The sequence below is a fragment of the Microbacterium sp. ACRRU genome, from assembly GCF_022346945.1.
In the GTDB taxonomy this organism is placed as follows: Bacteria; Actinomycetota; Actinomycetes; order Actinomycetales; family Microbacteriaceae; genus Microbacterium; species Microbacterium mcarthurae.
Genome location: NZ_JAKRNI010000003.1, coordinates 116,055 through 130,083, shown reverse-complemented (window position 1 = coordinate 130,083; position 14,029 = coordinate 116,055). Strand labels below are relative to the sequence as shown.

14 protein-coding genes and 1 tRNA gene are annotated in these 14,029 nt (G+C 70.9%); 8 read left to right on the top strand and 7 right to left on the bottom strand.

The features are described 5' to 3' along the window. The first annotated feature begins 136 nt into the window (after positions 1-136). Both MHY30_RS03445 and MHY30_RS03440 read left to right on the top strand, forming a co-directional pair. Positions 137-859: a response regulator transcription factor gene (locus MHY30_RS03445; RefSeq protein WP_275437944.1), complete on the top strand. Its 723-nt coding sequence runs from the start codon at positions 137-139 to the stop codon at positions 857-859. Beyond that, positions 856-2,358 (top strand): cell wall metabolism sensor histidine kinase WalK, encoded by a 1,503-nt coding sequence (locus tag MHY30_RS03440; protein WP_239275102.1) that lies wholly within the window; start codon positions 856-858, stop codon positions 2,356-2,358. The genes MHY30_RS03445 and MHY30_RS03440 overlap by 4 nt, the downstream gene beginning before the upstream one ends. Before the next feature lie 25 nt (positions 2,359-2,383). Here the strand turns inward: MHY30_RS03440 and MHY30_RS03435 are convergent, their stop codons facing one another. After that, positions 2,384-2,656: a helix-turn-helix domain-containing protein gene (locus tag MHY30_RS03435; protein ID WP_239275101.1), complete on the bottom strand. Its 273-nt coding sequence runs from the start codon at positions 2,654-2,656 to the stop codon at positions 2,384-2,386. Positions 2,657-2,761: 105 nt separating this feature from the next. Here MHY30_RS03435 and MHY30_RS03430 point away from each other — a divergent pair, with 105 nt between their 5' ends. The 3 genes from MHY30_RS03430 to MHY30_RS03420 are packed head-to-tail and all read left to right on the top strand — an operon-like array spanning position 2,762 to position 7,121. Beyond that, on the top strand, positions 2,762-4,237 hold the full coding sequence (locus tag MHY30_RS03430; protein ID WP_239275100.1) for a proton-conducting transporter membrane subunit: 1,476 nt from the start codon (positions 2,762-2,764) through the stop codon (positions 4,235-4,237). Further along, a complete protein-coding gene (locus MHY30_RS03425) occupies positions 4,234-6,798 on the top strand; it encodes a DUF2309 domain-containing protein (protein WP_239275099.1) in 2,565 nt (854 codons plus the stop codon). Before MHY30_RS03430 ends, MHY30_RS03425 begins: the two co-directional genes overlap by 4 nt. Further along, positions 6,798-7,121 (top strand): P-II family nitrogen regulator, encoded by a 324-nt coding sequence (locus tag MHY30_RS03420; RefSeq protein WP_239275098.1) that lies wholly within the window; start codon positions 6,798-6,800, stop codon positions 7,119-7,121. Before MHY30_RS03425 ends, MHY30_RS03420 begins: the two co-directional genes overlap by 1 nt. A gap of 274 nt (positions 7,122-7,395) precedes the next feature. Here the strand turns inward: MHY30_RS03420 and panB are convergent, their stop codons facing one another. The 4 genes from panB to MHY30_RS03400 form a co-directional block, all read right to left on the bottom strand. After that, positions 7,396-8,250, bottom strand: coding sequence for a 3-methyl-2-oxobutanoate hydroxymethyltransferase (panB, locus tag MHY30_RS03415; RefSeq protein ID WP_239275097.1), 855 nt, complete (start codon positions 8,248-8,250; stop codon positions 7,396-7,398). After that, positions 8,247-9,143 (bottom strand): pantoate--beta-alanine ligase, encoded by an 897-nt coding sequence (gene panC / locus MHY30_RS03410; RefSeq protein ID WP_239275096.1) that lies wholly within the window; start codon positions 9,141-9,143, stop codon positions 8,247-8,249. Before panC ends, panB begins: the two co-directional genes overlap by 4 nt. Next, the gene (locus MHY30_RS03405; protein ID WP_239275095.1) at positions 9,140-9,904 is read right to left on the bottom strand and encodes a DUF2520 domain-containing protein; all 765 of its coding nucleotides are present in this window, start codon (positions 9,902-9,904) and stop codon (positions 9,140-9,142) included. Before MHY30_RS03405 ends, panC begins: the two co-directional genes overlap by 4 nt. A 71-nt stretch (positions 9,905-9,975) precedes the next feature. After that, on the bottom strand, positions 9,976-10,947 hold the full coding sequence (locus MHY30_RS03400) for an intradiol ring-cleavage dioxygenase (protein ID WP_239275094.1): 972 nt from the start codon (positions 10,945-10,947) through the stop codon (positions 9,976-9,978). 277 nt (positions 10,948-11,224) lie between these two features. Here MHY30_RS03400 and MHY30_RS03395 point away from each other — a divergent pair, with 277 nt between their 5' ends. Continuing rightward, positions 11,225-11,374 carry a hypothetical protein gene (locus tag MHY30_RS03395; protein ID WP_239275093.1) on the top strand — a complete coding sequence of 50 codons (150 nt, stop codon included), beginning with the start codon at positions 11,225-11,227 and terminating at the stop codon, positions 11,372-11,374. A 32-nt stretch (positions 11,375-11,406) separates the two neighbouring features. On the opposite strand, the gene MHY30_RS03390 is transcribed toward MHY30_RS03395, so the two are convergent. Both MHY30_RS03390 and MHY30_RS03385 read right to left on the bottom strand, forming a co-directional pair. Continuing rightward, a tRNA-Lys gene (locus MHY30_RS03390) sits at positions 11,407-11,479 on the bottom strand. Positions 11,480-11,634: 155 nt separating this feature from the next. Then, entirely contained in the window at positions 11,635-12,300 is a 666-nt protein-coding gene (locus MHY30_RS03385; protein ID WP_239275092.1) for a fasciclin domain-containing protein, read from the bottom strand. 322 nt (positions 12,301-12,622) lie between these two features. On the opposite strand from MHY30_RS03385, the gene sigK reads away from it, so the two are divergent. Both sigK and MHY30_RS03375 read left to right on the top strand, forming a co-directional pair. Continuing rightward, positions 12,623-13,225, top strand: coding sequence for an ECF RNA polymerase sigma factor SigK (gene sigK / locus MHY30_RS03380; protein ID WP_239275180.1), 603 nt, complete (start codon positions 12,623-12,625; stop codon positions 13,223-13,225). Further along, positions 13,222-14,019: an anti-sigma factor domain-containing protein gene (locus MHY30_RS03375; RefSeq protein ID WP_239275091.1), complete on the top strand. Its 798-nt coding sequence runs from the start codon at positions 13,222-13,224 to the stop codon at positions 14,017-14,019. Before sigK ends, MHY30_RS03375 begins: the two co-directional genes overlap by 4 nt. Positions 14,020-14,029 lie beyond the last annotated feature (10 nt).

The following is a 14,029-nucleotide window of genomic DNA, read 5'->3' as shown; positions in this document are numbered from 1 at the left end:
CCTTCCGGCGCGGGATACGGCCGTGGACCCGAAGGTAGGAACGCCGCCCTCACCGTTCCCTCACCGTTCCTATGAACCGTTTATGCACGTGCGGGAGGGCGTGCCTCGCGGACCCGGACGCGGCATGCTGATCCCCATGCCCGCGCCTCGATCGCCGCTGACTCGTCCCGACGGCTCGCCCATCCGTGCCCTCGTGGTCGACGACGAGGTCAACCTCGGCGAGCTGCTGCGCATGGCGATGAGCAATGAGGGGTGGGACGCGCGGGCCGCCACCAACGGTCGTGACGCGCTGGAGCTGATGCGCGGCTTCGGTCCGGACCTTCTCGTGCTCGATGTGATGATGCCGGGCCTCGACGGCATCGAGCTGTTGACGCGCATCCGAGCGGCGGGAGATGACCTCCCGGTGCTCTTTCTGACCGCGAGGGATGCCGTCGAGGACCGCATCGCCGGGATCGCCGCCGGCGGCGACGACTACGTGACCAAGCCGTTCAACCTCGAGGAGGTGATCCTGCGGCTGCGTGGGATGGCGCGGCGACACGTCGCGGCCGCCGTCGCGGCGGACACGCTCCTGCGCGTCGGCGATCTCGCGCTCGACGAGGACGCGTACGAGGTCACCAGAGGGGGGAGCGAGATCAAGCTCACCGCCAAGGAGTTCGAGCTGTTGCGCTACCTGATGCAGAACACGCGGCGGGTCGTGAGCAAGGCGCAGATCCTCGACGCCGTCTGGGGGTACGACTTCGGGGGAGATAGCGGCGTCGTGGAGATCTACATCTCGTACCTGCGGCGCAAGATCGATGCGGGCCGTGACCCGCTCATCCACACCGTGCGCGGTGTCGGGTACACGATCAAGGCCTCATGACGCGGCGGCCGGTGACGCTCCAGCGGACCCTGGTGATCGGAGCCATCGCCCTCGTCGCCATCGCCCTCGTGCTCATGAGCGTCGCGACGGTGACGGCATTGCGGGCTTTCGTCTACGACAGACTCGACGAACAGGTCGTCGGGGGTCTCGTTGTTGCCGGCGGTCCGGAAGACGGGCGTGGCTGGCCGCCATCGGAAGAATCGACCGGTGCTCCGACGCCGAGCGCTAGCGCCGGCGTCCCCGCCGAGGGGCGCGGCCCGGCGCCGCGGATCGGCTCCTTGCTGGTGAGGGTTGCGGACGACGGCGCTGTCGCATCGAGCTACACCCGCTCCGACGGCACGGTGCAGACGCTCTCCGACGAGCAGGTCTCGGTGCTTTCCCGCGGCGTTCCGCCCGATGAGGTGCCGGTGACCGTCGACCTCGGCGCTGAGCTGGGGACGTTCCGCGTCGCGGCGCGGAGCGCGAACGGCTCGACCGTGTTCTCGGGCATCTCCCTCGCCGATGCTGCCGCCACGACGTCCGCGTTGACGACGATCCTCATCGCGGTCGGAGCCGTGACGCTGCTCGCCGCGGTCGTGGGCCTGTCGTTCTTCGTCCGGCGGGCTCTTCGCCCCCTGGACCGCGTCGCCGCCGTCGCGCAGCGGGTGTCCGAGCGGACTCTCGGTCGAGGCCCCGCGGAGATCCCCGATCGCGTCGAGGCGGCGGACACCGACACGCGTACCGAGGTCGGGCGAGTGGGGGCGTCGCTGAACGATCTGCTCGGGCATGTGCAAGCGGCCTTGACCGCCCGCGCTCACAGCGAGAGCGAGCTCCGCCGGTTCATCGCGGATGCCAGTCACGAGCTGCGGACGCCGTTGGCCAGCGTCCGTGGCTACACCCAGCTGACGCTGACCGGGCCCGAGCCGATGACGGCGACGCAGCGGCGCTCGCTCGAGCGCATCGAGTCGGAGGCCCGTCGGATGACCACACTCGTCGAGGATCTGCTGTTGCTCGCACGATTGGACGCCGGACAGCGATTGCGGGTGGAGGACGTCGAGCTGCCGCTCGTGGCGATCGATGCCGTCAGCGATGCACAGGCCGTCGACCGTGAGAGGGAGTGGCGTCTCGACATCGCCTCCGACGCCCCGCTGACCGTTCCGGGCGACGAGGATCGTCTGCGGCAGGTGGTGGCCAATCTTCTGCGTAACGCGCACGCGCACACCCCGCCCGGCACGATCGTGACGACGTCGATCGAACGCCATGACGACGACGCGGTACTCCGCGTGACCGACACGGGGCCGGGGATCGACCCGGCGGTGGCCGACACGCTCTTCGAACGCTTCTCGCGCGGTGATCGGGCACGCAACCGTGACGCCGGCAGCACGGGCCTCGGACTCTCGATCGCGCAGGCGATCGTGGTCGCGCATCGTGGCACGATCGCCGTGCACAGCCGTCCCGGCGAGACGACATTCACCGTCCGTCTGCCCGCGCATCGACCGCGTGCAGCAACGGACTCCTAGATCCGACGCCTTCCGTCGCGCCTGATCAGGGGCGAAGCGTCCGCAGCAACTCGCCGATCCGGTGGTCTGCCTCGAGCGGATGCCGCAGAGGAAGGTCTTCGACGCAGTCGTAGCGGTTGCGTCGACCTTCCTTCGTCCGTCGCAGGTACCCGGCGTCGACGAGGTCGGTCAGGATGCCCTGCGCGGTTCGCTCGGTGATGCCGACGGCGTCGGCGATCTCACGGACGCGCGCGCCCGGGTCTCGGGCGACGTAGATGAGCACGTGGGCGTGATTCGTGAGGAACGTCCACTGGCCCATCCGGTCATCGTAGCCGAAGCGCACAACGCGAGACGCGAATCCGGACTCACATCACGTGTGATTCAACACCGGCATTGAAATACATGTATTGTGCATCCCATGTCGATGGCATCCCTGATCGTGACCGCCGCCCTGCTCGTCGCCGTCCTCGTCGCTTCGCTCGCGCGAACCGAAGGGCGTCGCCGGACGGCGGGGTTCGCCGCGGTATGGCCCACGGGCGTGGCCGCGGTCATCGCCGCGGCGGGCCTCTCGCACGAGGTGCTCACCCGGGGCGACATCGCGGGTGCGTCGCTGACGGTCCTCGTCGCGGTGCTGACGCTCGTGGTTCAGGTCTTCGCCGACCGCCATCTGCGGGGCGACCCGCGGGCGCGGGCGTTCTTCGCCCTGTCCGCCCTCGTCGCGGCGGGGTCGACGGTCGCCGTCTCCGCGGACGGTGTCGTGCTCCTTGCCGGGGGGTGGACTGTCGCGACGGCCGGAATGATCGGGCTGATCGGGACCGGGAGTCGTGGGCCACAGACGCGGGCGGCCGTGCGACGCGCAGCCCTCGCGCTGGGCATGGGCGACGCTGCGCTGTGGCTCGCGGTCGCGATCACGATCACGACGATCGGCTCCGTTAATCTCGCCGACCTCGAGAACCTCCGCGGTGCGCCGGCGGTCGCCGTGGGCGTGCTCGTCGCCGTCACCGCGATCGCCCGCGCCGGGTCCTTCCCGGTGCACACGTGGCTCGCGGCCACCGCGGCCACGACGACCCCTGCGTCGGCGCTCCTGCACGCGGGTTTCGTCAACGCCGGTGCGCTCCTGCTGCTGCGGTTCGCCGAGGTGCCCTCGGTCATCGGTCCCTGGATCGTCGGGGTCGCGGGCGGGATCACCCTGCTCGCCGCCGCGGTCGCGATGCGCACGCGCCCCGACGTCAAGGGTCGACTCGTGCAATCCACGGCAGCGCAGATGGGCTTCATGCTGCTCGCCTGCGGGATCGGCGCCTTCGGTGTCGCGCTCGTCCACGTCCTCGGCCACGCGCTGTTCAAGGCCAGCCTGTTCCTCGGCGCCGGCTCCGCGGTCGAGCGCGCGATCGCCCTGCGGTCCGCGCCCACGGCACCCCGGTCACGCGGGGGCAGTGCCGCGGCGGCCGGCGCGGTGATCGTCGTCGGAGCGGCCGTGATCCTTCTCGGAGGAGCCGTCGCGCACACCTCGGCCGTCCTGTTGCTCTTCGTCGTGGCCACCGCCGCGCTCGCGGGAGCCCGTCTCGGCGGAGCCACCTCGTCGCCCGGCATCCGCGCCCTGCTCGTCGCCCTGGTCGCGGGCGCCGTCGTCGGATACGTCCTGGTCGTCGCCCGGGGAGCCGAGGCCCTCGCGCCGGTCGAGCCCGCAGCCGCCCTGTCGCCGCTGTTCGCGCTCGCCGTCTTCGTCGTGGCGAGTGTGCTCGCCCTCGTGTCGTCCACGTCCGGGCGCGCGGCGGACGCGGTGTTCGCCTTCGCCTTCGCCTGGGGTCGATCCCCGCTTCCGGTCGCTGCTCGGACCACCGACACCACCACACCCCCGACCGCCGCGCGCGGTCCCCTCGAGTACGGGAGGCTCTCATGACCACGAACACCCCGGAATCACGCCGGGCAGCCATCCGGGGGTGGGTCGCCGTCGCCGGTCGGGCGATCTCCCCGCACTACCCCCTCGAGACGTTCATCGCCCGCAATCCGCTCGCCGACTACGAGCACCTCCCGTACGAGGAGGCCCTCCGGGCGGTCGCGCGCGAGCACGGCATCCTGCTCACCCGCGCGGAAGCAGAGTTCCGGGAGATGCACGCGGCCGGGCGCATCACCGACGAGGACCTCGTCGCGGCGCTGCATGTCGTCGTGCCCGAAGCGCGCACTCCGCGCCCGGTGATCGTGGACGGGCGGATCACGAGCATCACGGAGATCCTGCGTCAGGACCTGCTCGTCTCCCCGCCCGCGGTCACGTCGGGAGCATCGATGCCGACTCCGGCCGCGGCGCTCTTCCCGCGCCTCCACGCTCGAGTCGACGACCTCACCGGCCGGTGGCTGGCCGCATTGCTCGGTGCGCCCGCGTGGTCGACACCGATCCGGCGCGGACCGATGTGGGAGACGTGGCGTCGCCTCGCTGCCCTCGACCCGAGCGTGCCACGGCGCGTGCGCGCTGGCATCCGCACCGCTCCGGTGGATCCCGCGGATGCCATCGACGCGGCGCTGCAGCGCTGGGGCATCGACGACGACGGCGCCGAATCGTTCATCCGCGCGCACCTGCTCGCCCAGCCCGGGTGGACGGCTCTAGTGCGTTCCGTCGGTGACCGGGCCCGGGGGACCGACCTGACCTCGCTCGTCGCGGTCCGCGCGACGTGGGAGCGGCTCCTCCTCCCCGCCGATGCGGCACTGCCGGAGACGACGGCGTCGAGTTCCGACACCGCCGCGCGTCAGGAGGCGGTGGCGCACGCGCTCGGCGCGGACGGGGCAGGGGTCGGTGTTTCGGCGACGCTGCACCGCACGCTCTCGCTCGTCGACGCGACGGCACGTCTGGCCGTCTGGCAGGAGGCGTACGAGCGGCGCGTCGCTCGCACGCTCAGCCCGTCGGCCGAACCGGTGCTGCGTCCTGTCGGTCCTGCCATGGCTCGGCCGCTCGCGCACGCGGTGTTCTGCATCGATCCGCGGTCCGAGAGCTTCCGTCGCCACCTCGAAGCCGCCGCCGACGTCGAGACGCTCGGATTTGCCGGCTTCTTCGCCGTCCCCATCTCGTTCCGCCCGGCCGACGGTTCGCCCGAGGTCGCATCGTGCCCCGTCCTGTTGACGCCGCGCGTGGCGATCAGCGAGTCGTCGGTCGACCGCGACGCCATCACCGGGTGGCGCAGACGTCGCTCGGCGCACCTCGAACGGCGAGCGACCGTGCAGGCTCTCGAGAAATCCACCCTCGCGCCGTACGCGTTCGCCGAGACGGCCGGCTGGGTCTTCGGGGCGGCGGCCGCGGCCCGCACGGTGGCCCCGCGCGCATGGCGGGCAGCGAGCGAGCGGCTGCGCTCGCGGAAACCGCCCACCCATGTCGACGCCGATGTCGTCTTCGGTCTCGAGGAGCGGGTGCTGTACGCCGAGACGGCCCTGCGCATGATGGGGCTCGTCGACGGATTCGCACGCATCGTGCTGCTGTGCGGACACGGGGCGTCGGTCACCAACAACCCCTTCGCGTCGAGCCTGCAGTGCGGGGCGTGCGGCGGACACGAGGGAGAGCCCAACGCGCGCGCCGCGGCGATGATCTTCAACGACCCTGCGACGCGTGCGGGGCTGGTCGAGCGCGGCATCCATATCCCCGATGACACGCTCTTCGTGGCCGCGCAGATGGACACCGTGACCGACGAGGTGACAGTGCTCGAGCCGTGGCGCATCCCGGCGACGCACGAGACGGCCGTGTGGGAGCTCTCCCGCGCGCTCGAGCGGGCCCGCTCCGCGAACGTCGTCGACCGTGCGGCGGAGCTCCCCGGTGCGCCGGTCGGTACGGCCGACTCCGTCGTCGTGGCGGACGCCCGCCGACGCGCGGCGGACTGGGCCGAGGCCTACCCCGAGTGGGGGCTCGTCGGCAACGCCGCGTTCATCGTTGGGCCGCGCGCCATCACCGCGGGCCGCGACCTCGGCCGCCGCGCCTTCCTGCACAGCTACGACACGGCCGCCGATCCGGACGGCTCCGGTCTGGAGACGATCCTGACCGCGCCGATGATCGTGGCGCAGTGGATCAACGCGCAGTACGCCGCCTCGACGGTGGCGCCCGACCGCTTCGGTGCCGGACCGAAACCGCTGCACAACGTCGTCGGCACCGTCGGCGTGCTGTCCGGATTCGGGGGAGACGTGCGCATCGGGCTGCCCTGGCAGTCGGTCGGGGTGGGCCGCGAAGCCCGGCACGAACCGGTCCGACTGCAGGTGTTCGTGCAGGCGCCCCTCGCGCGCATCAACGCGATCGTCGAGTCGTCGGAGGTGGTGCGCACTCTCGTGCTCCACCGCTGGATCACCCTGCGCGCGCGCGAGCACGACACCGACCGCTGGATGCGGTTCGGTTCGTACGGCTGGCAGACCGAACCCGGCTTCGACGCCGCCGAAGCCTCCGCCGCGACCGTCGCGCGCGAAGAACAGCGAGAGAAGGAGAACCTGTGATGAGCCTGTCCGACCTCACTCCCATGACGAAGATCGAGGTGGTCGTCGGCAGCGACGACGTCCGCGAGATCGGCGACCTCATGCAGTCGCTCGGGGCGCGCGGCTACACCGCGATCACCGGGGTGGCCGGGGTCGGCCATAACGGCCCGCGGGGCGGGCGTCTGCTGTTCAACGATCACGACGCGCTGACGTTGCTGGTCACGGTCGTGGACCCCGAGCGTGCGGACGCGATCGTGGCCGGCATCCGTCCCATCCTCGATCACGCGTCCGGGGTCATGTTCGTCTCGCCGACGGCCGTGAGCCGCCCCGACTACTTCGCGTGACGCCCAGCAGCGGATGCCGTGCCCCGGCGTCGTACGTCGGCGCCGAGGTCGCCGTCGGCACCCGTCACGGCAAGGAGACGGCTTTCGCCCCCGCTTTCGCCCGCTGGCTCGGAGCGTCCGTGCGGGCTGCCCACCTCGCGCGTGCGGGCCGACGTCGACGGGTGCGCCTCCTGCGGCGTGCGGGTGGAGCGCCCCCGGGCGCTGACGCGTGCGGATCCCGCCACGTGCGACGTGTGCAATCCGTGAGCCGCGCGCTTGCGGCGGCAGATCCGAGTCAGAGCCCGTCGATGAAGTCTCGGACGGCGGCCGCGACCTCGGGGGAGGCCGGGTACACGTGGTCGGGTGCGGGGAACGTGCTCTCGCGCACCTCTCGCGCGTACGCCTCGACGCCCTCGACCATCGCGTCGCCGACCGCGGCGTAGCGCTTGACGAACACGGGCGGGCGCCCCTCGGTGATTCCGAGGAGGTCGTGCTGCACGAGCACCTGTCCGTCGGCGGCGCCCGCGCCGATACCGATCACGGGGATGTCGAGTGCCCGCCGGATCTCGTGCACCACATCGGCGGGGACCGCTTCGATCACGAGCGCGAAGGCCCCCGCCGCCTGGACCGCGAGGGCGTCGCGGGCGACCCGGATGGCATCCTCCGCCGTCCGGCCCTGGGCGCGGAGGCCGCCGAGTGCCGTCGCTGTCTGAGGGGTGAGCCCGACGTGGCCCACCACGGGAATGCCCGCGTCGACGATCGCCCGCACACGCGAGAGGCGCGCCGGGTTCGCGCCCTCGATCTTGACCGCCTCGGCGCCCGCCTCGTGCACGAAGCGCACGGAGGTGGCGACGGCCTGCTCGTCGCTCAGCTCGGTCGATCCGAACGGCAGATCGCACAGCAGCAGGGGAGTGCGGACCGCCCGGCGCACGGCCTTGGCGAGGGTCAGCATCTCGTCGAGGGTGATGGAGGTGGTGTCGGGGTACCCCAGCACCACCTGTGCGCCGGAGTCGCCGACGAGCACGATGTCGACGCCGGCACGTTCGGCGACGCGACCCGACACGAAGTCGTAGGCGGTCACCATCACGATCGGTGTTTCCGCGTCGGCGAGTTCGCGGAGGCGGCGGAGCGTGACTTTTGGACTCGTCACGGGTGACTCCTGTCGGTGGGGGCGAGGGGAATGGGGTCGGTGACGCCCGGCACCAGCACCACGTTGTCGATGAGCCGCACGGGTCCGACGCGCACCGCGAAGGCCAGCAGGGCGGGGCTCGCCACCTGCGCGATCGGCTCGAGGCTGTCGGCGTCGACCACCTCCACGTACTCGGGCTCCAGCTCGGCGGCGGCGAGATGCTCGCGCACCGTCGCCGCGAGGCGGCGAGGATCCCGGATGCCGGAGGCGAAGGCATCCTGAGCTGCCCGAAGCGACCGCGGAATCGCCGCCGCGAGCTCTCGTTCGGTCGGGGAGAGCCGCGTATTGCGGCTGGAACGCGCGAGGCCGTCGGCGTCGCGGGAGGTCGGGCACGTGATGATCTCGACCGGGATGCCGAGGTCGGCCACCATGCGCCGGACCACGACGACCTGCTGCGCATCCTTCGCGCCGAAGTAGGCGCGGTCGGGCTGCACCGCGAGGAGGAGCTTGGAGACGACCGTCGCGACACCGTCGAAGTGGGAGCGGCCGCGGAGGGCTCCCTCGAGCGTGCCGGTGATGGCGCCGCCGACCGACACGGTGGTGGCGAACCCGGCCGGGTACATCTCGCCCACCGAGGGGGCGAAGATCAGGTCGGTGCCCGCGCCGCCCGCGAGAGCGACATCGGATGCCTCGGTTCGGGGGTAGGCGTCGAGGTCGGCCGCTTCGCCGAACTGCGTCGGGTTGACGAAGATCGACAGCACCACGACGGCGTTCTCGTCGCGCGCGGCACGCAGGAGCGAGAGGTGGCCCTCGTGCAGCGCGCCCATGGTGGGGACGAACCCGATGCTCGAGGCACGGTGCGGTGCGAGGGCCGCGCGCAGCTCGGCGACCGTGCGGACGATGCGGGGACTCATGGGCCCACCGCGGTTTTCGTCTGCTGCGTCGCAGCGAGGTCGCGGGTCGCATCCACCAGCGCGTCGAAGAGCGCCAGACGGTGCGGGAGGCGTTCGGCGATCGCGTCACGTTGCCGCGCGATCGTCGCCGCGTCACCGCGCGAGACGGGCCCGGTGAGGGCACCTGCGGCTCCGCGCTCGGCCCAGTTGTCGACGGCGGCACGCACGAGCGGGACGAGCGCGGCCCGTTCGACTCCCGCGGTTTCGGCGAGCTCCTCCGCCAGCCCTTCGAGCGTGACCAGGAAGTTCGCGGCGATCGAGGCGGCGGCGTGGTACGCCGCGCGGTCCTCATCGCGGACGGCGACCCCCGTCATCCCGAGCACATCGGCGAGAGCCGCGGCCGCGGCGTACGCGCGCGGGGTCGTGCCCGCGAGCGCGGCCGTGGCGCCCGCGAACGTCGCACCGGGCCCGGTGACGGTGAGCAGGGGATGGATGCCGAACGCCTCGTGCGGCGTCAGCGGTGAAAGGTCGAGCGCGCCCGAGAGGTGGCCGACGAGGCGGCCGGGGGCGATGGCGCGCGCGGCATCCGCGATCGCGGCGTCCGGCACGGCGAGCAGGACGATGCCGGCATCCGTCGCGGTCTCTCCCCGCCCCGCGGGTCCGATCACGGGCACCGCGGCGGACTCGAGCGCGTCGGCGAGCGCGCGGCCCATTCGGCCGTCGCCGACGATGAGGACCGGCCCGGAGAGCCGGAGGACGGAGAGGGAGGTGGAGGTCGACATATCGAGCGGCGAGGACCGCGGGGACGGCTTCGCCGTAGAACACCGTACCTCCTGCGGGGGGACAGGGGCCCTCAGGACCTCAGACCGCCCGGCGAGGACACGACCGCCGCGGTGGTGGCATCCACCGCCACCGCCAGGGTGCCGACGTAGCCGTTGCGCGCGTCGCCGGCGAAGCTCGCCATCTCCAGGGCGTAGCCGTCCGAGAACACGTTGTCGTTGTCGAGGCTGCCGATGTCCGAGAGATTCTCCGCGGAACCCGTGTACGCCGCGTCCTGATAGACGGCATCGAGCATGTCCTGCGGAAAGGCGACCTGCGACGTGGCGATCTGGTTGGACACGTTCGTCGCGGAGGCGGCATCCGGGTACACCTCGAAGTGGATGTGGGTCCATCGGCCGCGGTAGCAGCCGGGCACGATCGTGGTGAAGGTTACCCGCCCCTGAGCGTCGGCGACCTGGATGCCGCGCAGGTACGTCTCGGTGACGATCTCGTCGGAGTACATGGAGTATCTGCCGAGCGCGTCGCAGTGCCAGATGTACACCGCGGCGCCGGCGTAAGCGGTGTTGCCGGCCGCCAGGTCGCTCAGCGTGAACGTGAAGGTGAGGGGCACGCCCTCGGCGGTGGTGCCCCCGTCGAGGCTGGAGCGGATGTCGCTGCGGACCATCCCCGACCGTTCGAGCACGTTGAGACCGTTCGTCCCGTCGGCGGGGTAGGGGCCGTTCGTCTCCTGCGGGATCTCTTCCGTCGCGAACGCCGCCGCACTGGCGGTGGGCGTCGCCGTGGCTGTGGCTGTCCCAGTGGGGGTGGATGTCGGGGACGGGGAGGCGGTCGCCGTGACGGTGGCTGCGCTCTGCGGTGTGCAGGCGGCGAGCAACGTCGCGCCGGCGCCCAGCCCGACGAGCCCCAGAAGGCCGCGGCGATCGACGAGGGTGAGCAGATCGAATCTCGCGCCCTGATCGACGACCTCGTCGTCGGGTCGGTCGAGCAGCCGACCCTCGTAGGCGGGGCCGAGGGGTGTCTGGTCTGGTTCGGGGACGCGGTTCACGAGGACTCCTGAATGCCGAGGGAACGGGACATCCACAGAATGGGCGGGCTACCCTGACCGCACCCTCACGGTTCCTGTGGGCGGTTTATGGAGGGCGGAAGTGTGTGCCGCGGGTCGCCGCACTGCGCCCGAGTGCGACAAGCTGTGCGGGACGACGGAGGATGTGGGGGCGTGTCTTGAATGACGAAGAAGGCAGCGAGCTCAGACGCCTCTCGGCGCGCAGGCGAACGTATGTCGCCGCGATGGTGCTGAGCTTTTTCCTGCTGGGGGATTCCTCGTGAACGCCCTCCGCAGTGGGGGGTCGCTCGAAGCGTGGCTCACCTGGGGAGTCGTCTTCGTCGTCGCGCTCGCCGAGATCGTCTTCGCCGGGGTGCGGGCAAATCGCCTCGCCCGACGCTACCGACGTTTGCGGTGGAACGAGCGCTGAGACGCGAGCGCGCGTTCCGACGAGTGCTGAGGTGGGCCCCGTGGGGCTCGAACCCACGACCCGCGGATTAAAAGTCCGATGCTCTACCGACTGAGCTAGAGGCCCGTGGCATCCAGCCTACCGGGCCGCGCGAGGCGGATCGTGCACGGGTGGACACGCAAAGAGCGAGCGCCGGACCCCCTCGCCTGGGGTCCGGCGCTCGCCGTCAGGTCCGATCGGTCATCGATCGGTCGGAAGCGTGGAGATCACGCTCCGAGGACTTACATCGGGGGCATCAGCACCGAGTCGATGAGGTACACCGTGGCGTTGGCGGTCTGCACGCCACCGCAGATGACGTTGGCGTCGTTGACCATGATCGAGTCACCCGAGCCCGAGACGGTGACTTCCTGGCCCTCGACCGTGGCCTGCGCGCCCTCGATCTCGTCGGGGGTCATCTGGCCGGGAACCACGTGGTACGTGAGGATCTTGGTCAGCAGGTCGGTGTCGGTCTTCAGCGTCTCGATCGTGGCGGGGTCGATCTTGGCGAACGCGTCGTCGACCGGAGCGAAGACGGTGAACTCGCCACCGTTGAGGGTGTCGACGAGGTTCACGTTGGGGTTCAGCTCGCCGCTGACGGCAGCGGTCAGCGTGGTGAGCAGCGGGTTGTTCGAGGCGGCGACGGCGACCGGGTCGGCAGCCATGCCCTCGACCGAGCCAGCGCCCGAGGGGACGGCCTCGGCGTAGTCGGCGCAGCCGGGGCCGACGAGGTTGGCGGCGGGGTCCATCATGTTGGACGAGGCCGAGGGCGACGCCTCCATGGACGGGGCGGCCGAGGTCTCCTCAGCGGCGCCACCGGCGGTCGAACCACCCGAACATGCGGTGAGAGCGAAGGCCGAGCCCAGGACGAGGGCGAGACCGGCGACGACAGGCTTCTTCTTGGTGAGCATGACATTCCTCCGAAATCGTTCGGACCGCGGCTGCGACCCGTCAGGGACACCCCGGTGCGAGGGGCGGTCCGCCGTGTTGCGGCGTACACAGGGTCTTCGGGATGCCCCCGCCTTCGGATTGCGGAATGTTGCGAAATCCGCCCTGACCCGGCACCCCGATGCCGGAAAAGCCCAGATCAGAGGTGGGGAAATATTCTTGAGAATGTTTTTGCGTGGGTACGGTCCCGCGTGATCCGCCCTGCGTTCGGATGCAGTGGTCACGGTTCTGTACCTCATGCGCGCCACGCGCGCACGAGGAAGGGAAGTCTCGGTGCGGTACGGCATGCTGGGAGGCATGGTGATCGACGGATTCTCTCTCCCCGATGACGGGGCAGACCACGTCGACCACGTCGGAGAATTGCTGCAGAGAGTCGCCGAGGGCGACCGGAATGCCTTCGCCGAGCTGTACGACACGCTGTCTGCTCGCGCGTTCGGTCTCATCCTGCGGGTGCTCGTCGACCGGTCGCAGAGCGAGGAAGTGCTTCAAGAGGTGTTCCTCGAGATCTGGCAATCCGCCGGGCGCTTCACTCCGAAGAAAGGACAAGGAAGGTCGTGGGTCCTCACGATCGCGCACCGACGAGCGGTGGACCGGGTCCGGTCGTCGCAGTCCAGTGCCGATCGTGACGTGCGCGCGGGCTTCCGGGATATCGACGTCGCCTACGACGGTGTCTCCGAAAGAGTAGAACTCAAGATCGAGGGGCGGCGCGTCGTGGATGCACTCGCGACACTGCCCGATCCGCAGAAAGAGGCGATCACTCTCGCCTACTTCGGTGGGTACAGCCAGAGCGAAATCGCTACCCTCGTCGGAGCGCCGCTCGGTACGGTCAAAACACGAATGCGCGACGGCCTGTCGCGATTGAGAATGGAAATGGGGGTGGACAAGTGAACGAGAGGGATTTCGCCGACCTCGCTGCCGGTCACGCGTTGAACGCGCTATCGGAAGCTGATGAGCGCGCGTACCAGGAGGCTCTCGCGGGGAATCCGCACTGGTCCTCCCATGTTCGGGATGCCACCGACGCCGTCGCCGCGATCAGCGCGACGATCGAGCCCGTCGAGCCGCCGGCATCCATTCGGGCTTCGCTGCTCGCGCGGATCACCGATCTGCCGCAGGAGGGCACCGCGGGTCCGGAGTCGAACTCAGCCGACGCGGAGGACTACGCCGCCGCCGGCCCCGCTCCTGTCGTCTCCGAGCCGTCCGCCCCGACCCTGACCACGTCGGGTTGGGGGATGCGCCGCTGGTTCACGCTGGCCGCGTCCATCGTGGCCGTTCTCGTCCTCGGCTTCGGCGCCGTCACCGTCAGCCAGCAGCTGACACGCCCGGCCTCCGTCGTCGCGCTCGAGCAGATCACCACGGCGCCCGACGCGCAGTCGGCGACCGCGACCATGCCCGGCGGTGCCGTCGCGACGGCGCACTGGTCGGCATCCACCGGCCAGAGCGTTCTCGTCACGGAAGGCATGCCGACGCTGCCGGACGACCAGACGTACGAACTGTGGTTCGTGCGGGACGACACCCCCATCGCCGCGGGAATCTTCTCGACGGATGCCGAGGGCAAAGCGACCGCCGTGCTGCAGGGCGAATTCCACTCCGGCGACGTCATCGCCGTGACGGTCGAGCCCGCGGGCGGATCACCGGACGGCACGCCCAGTTCGGCGCCCGTCGTCGCGGTGGCCACCGCCTGAACGCTCTCCC

Coding starts and splice junctions, on each gene's coding strand:
- MHY30_RS03405 (WP_239275095.1), bottom strand. CDS start 9,904: ATGTCGACCTCCACCTCCCTCTCCGTCCTCCGGCTCTCCGGGCCGGTC.
- MHY30_RS03385 (WP_239275092.1), bottom strand. CDS start 12,300: ATGCTCACCAAGAAGAAGCCTGTCGTCGCCGGTCTCGCCCTCGTCCTG.
- MHY30_RS03435 (WP_239275101.1), bottom strand. CDS start 2,656: ATGGGCCAGTGGACGTTCCTCACGAATCACGCCCACGTGCTCATCTAC.
- MHY30_RS03440 (WP_239275102.1), top strand. CDS start 856: ATGACGCGGCGGCCGGTGACGCTCCAGCGGACCCTGGTGATCGGAGCC.
- MHY30_RS03425 (WP_239275099.1), top strand. CDS start 4,234: ATGACCACGAACACCCCGGAATCACGCCGGGCAGCCATCCGGGGGTGG.
- MHY30_RS03445 (WP_275437944.1), top strand. CDS start 137: ATGCCCGCGCCTCGATCGCCGCTGACTCGTCCCGACGGCTCGCCCATC.
- sigK (WP_239275180.1), top strand. CDS start 12,623: ATGCTGGGAGGCATGGTGATCGACGGATTCTCTCTCCCCGATGACGGG.
- MHY30_RS03430 (WP_239275100.1), top strand. CDS start 2,762: ATGGCATCCCTGATCGTGACCGCCGCCCTGCTCGTCGCCGTCCTCGTC.
- MHY30_RS03420 (WP_239275098.1), top strand. CDS start 6,798: ATGAGCCTGTCCGACCTCACTCCCATGACGAAGATCGAGGTGGTCGTC.
- panC (WP_239275096.1), bottom strand. CDS start 9,143: ATGAGTCCCCGCATCGTCCGCACGGTCGCCGAGCTGCGCGCGGCCCTC.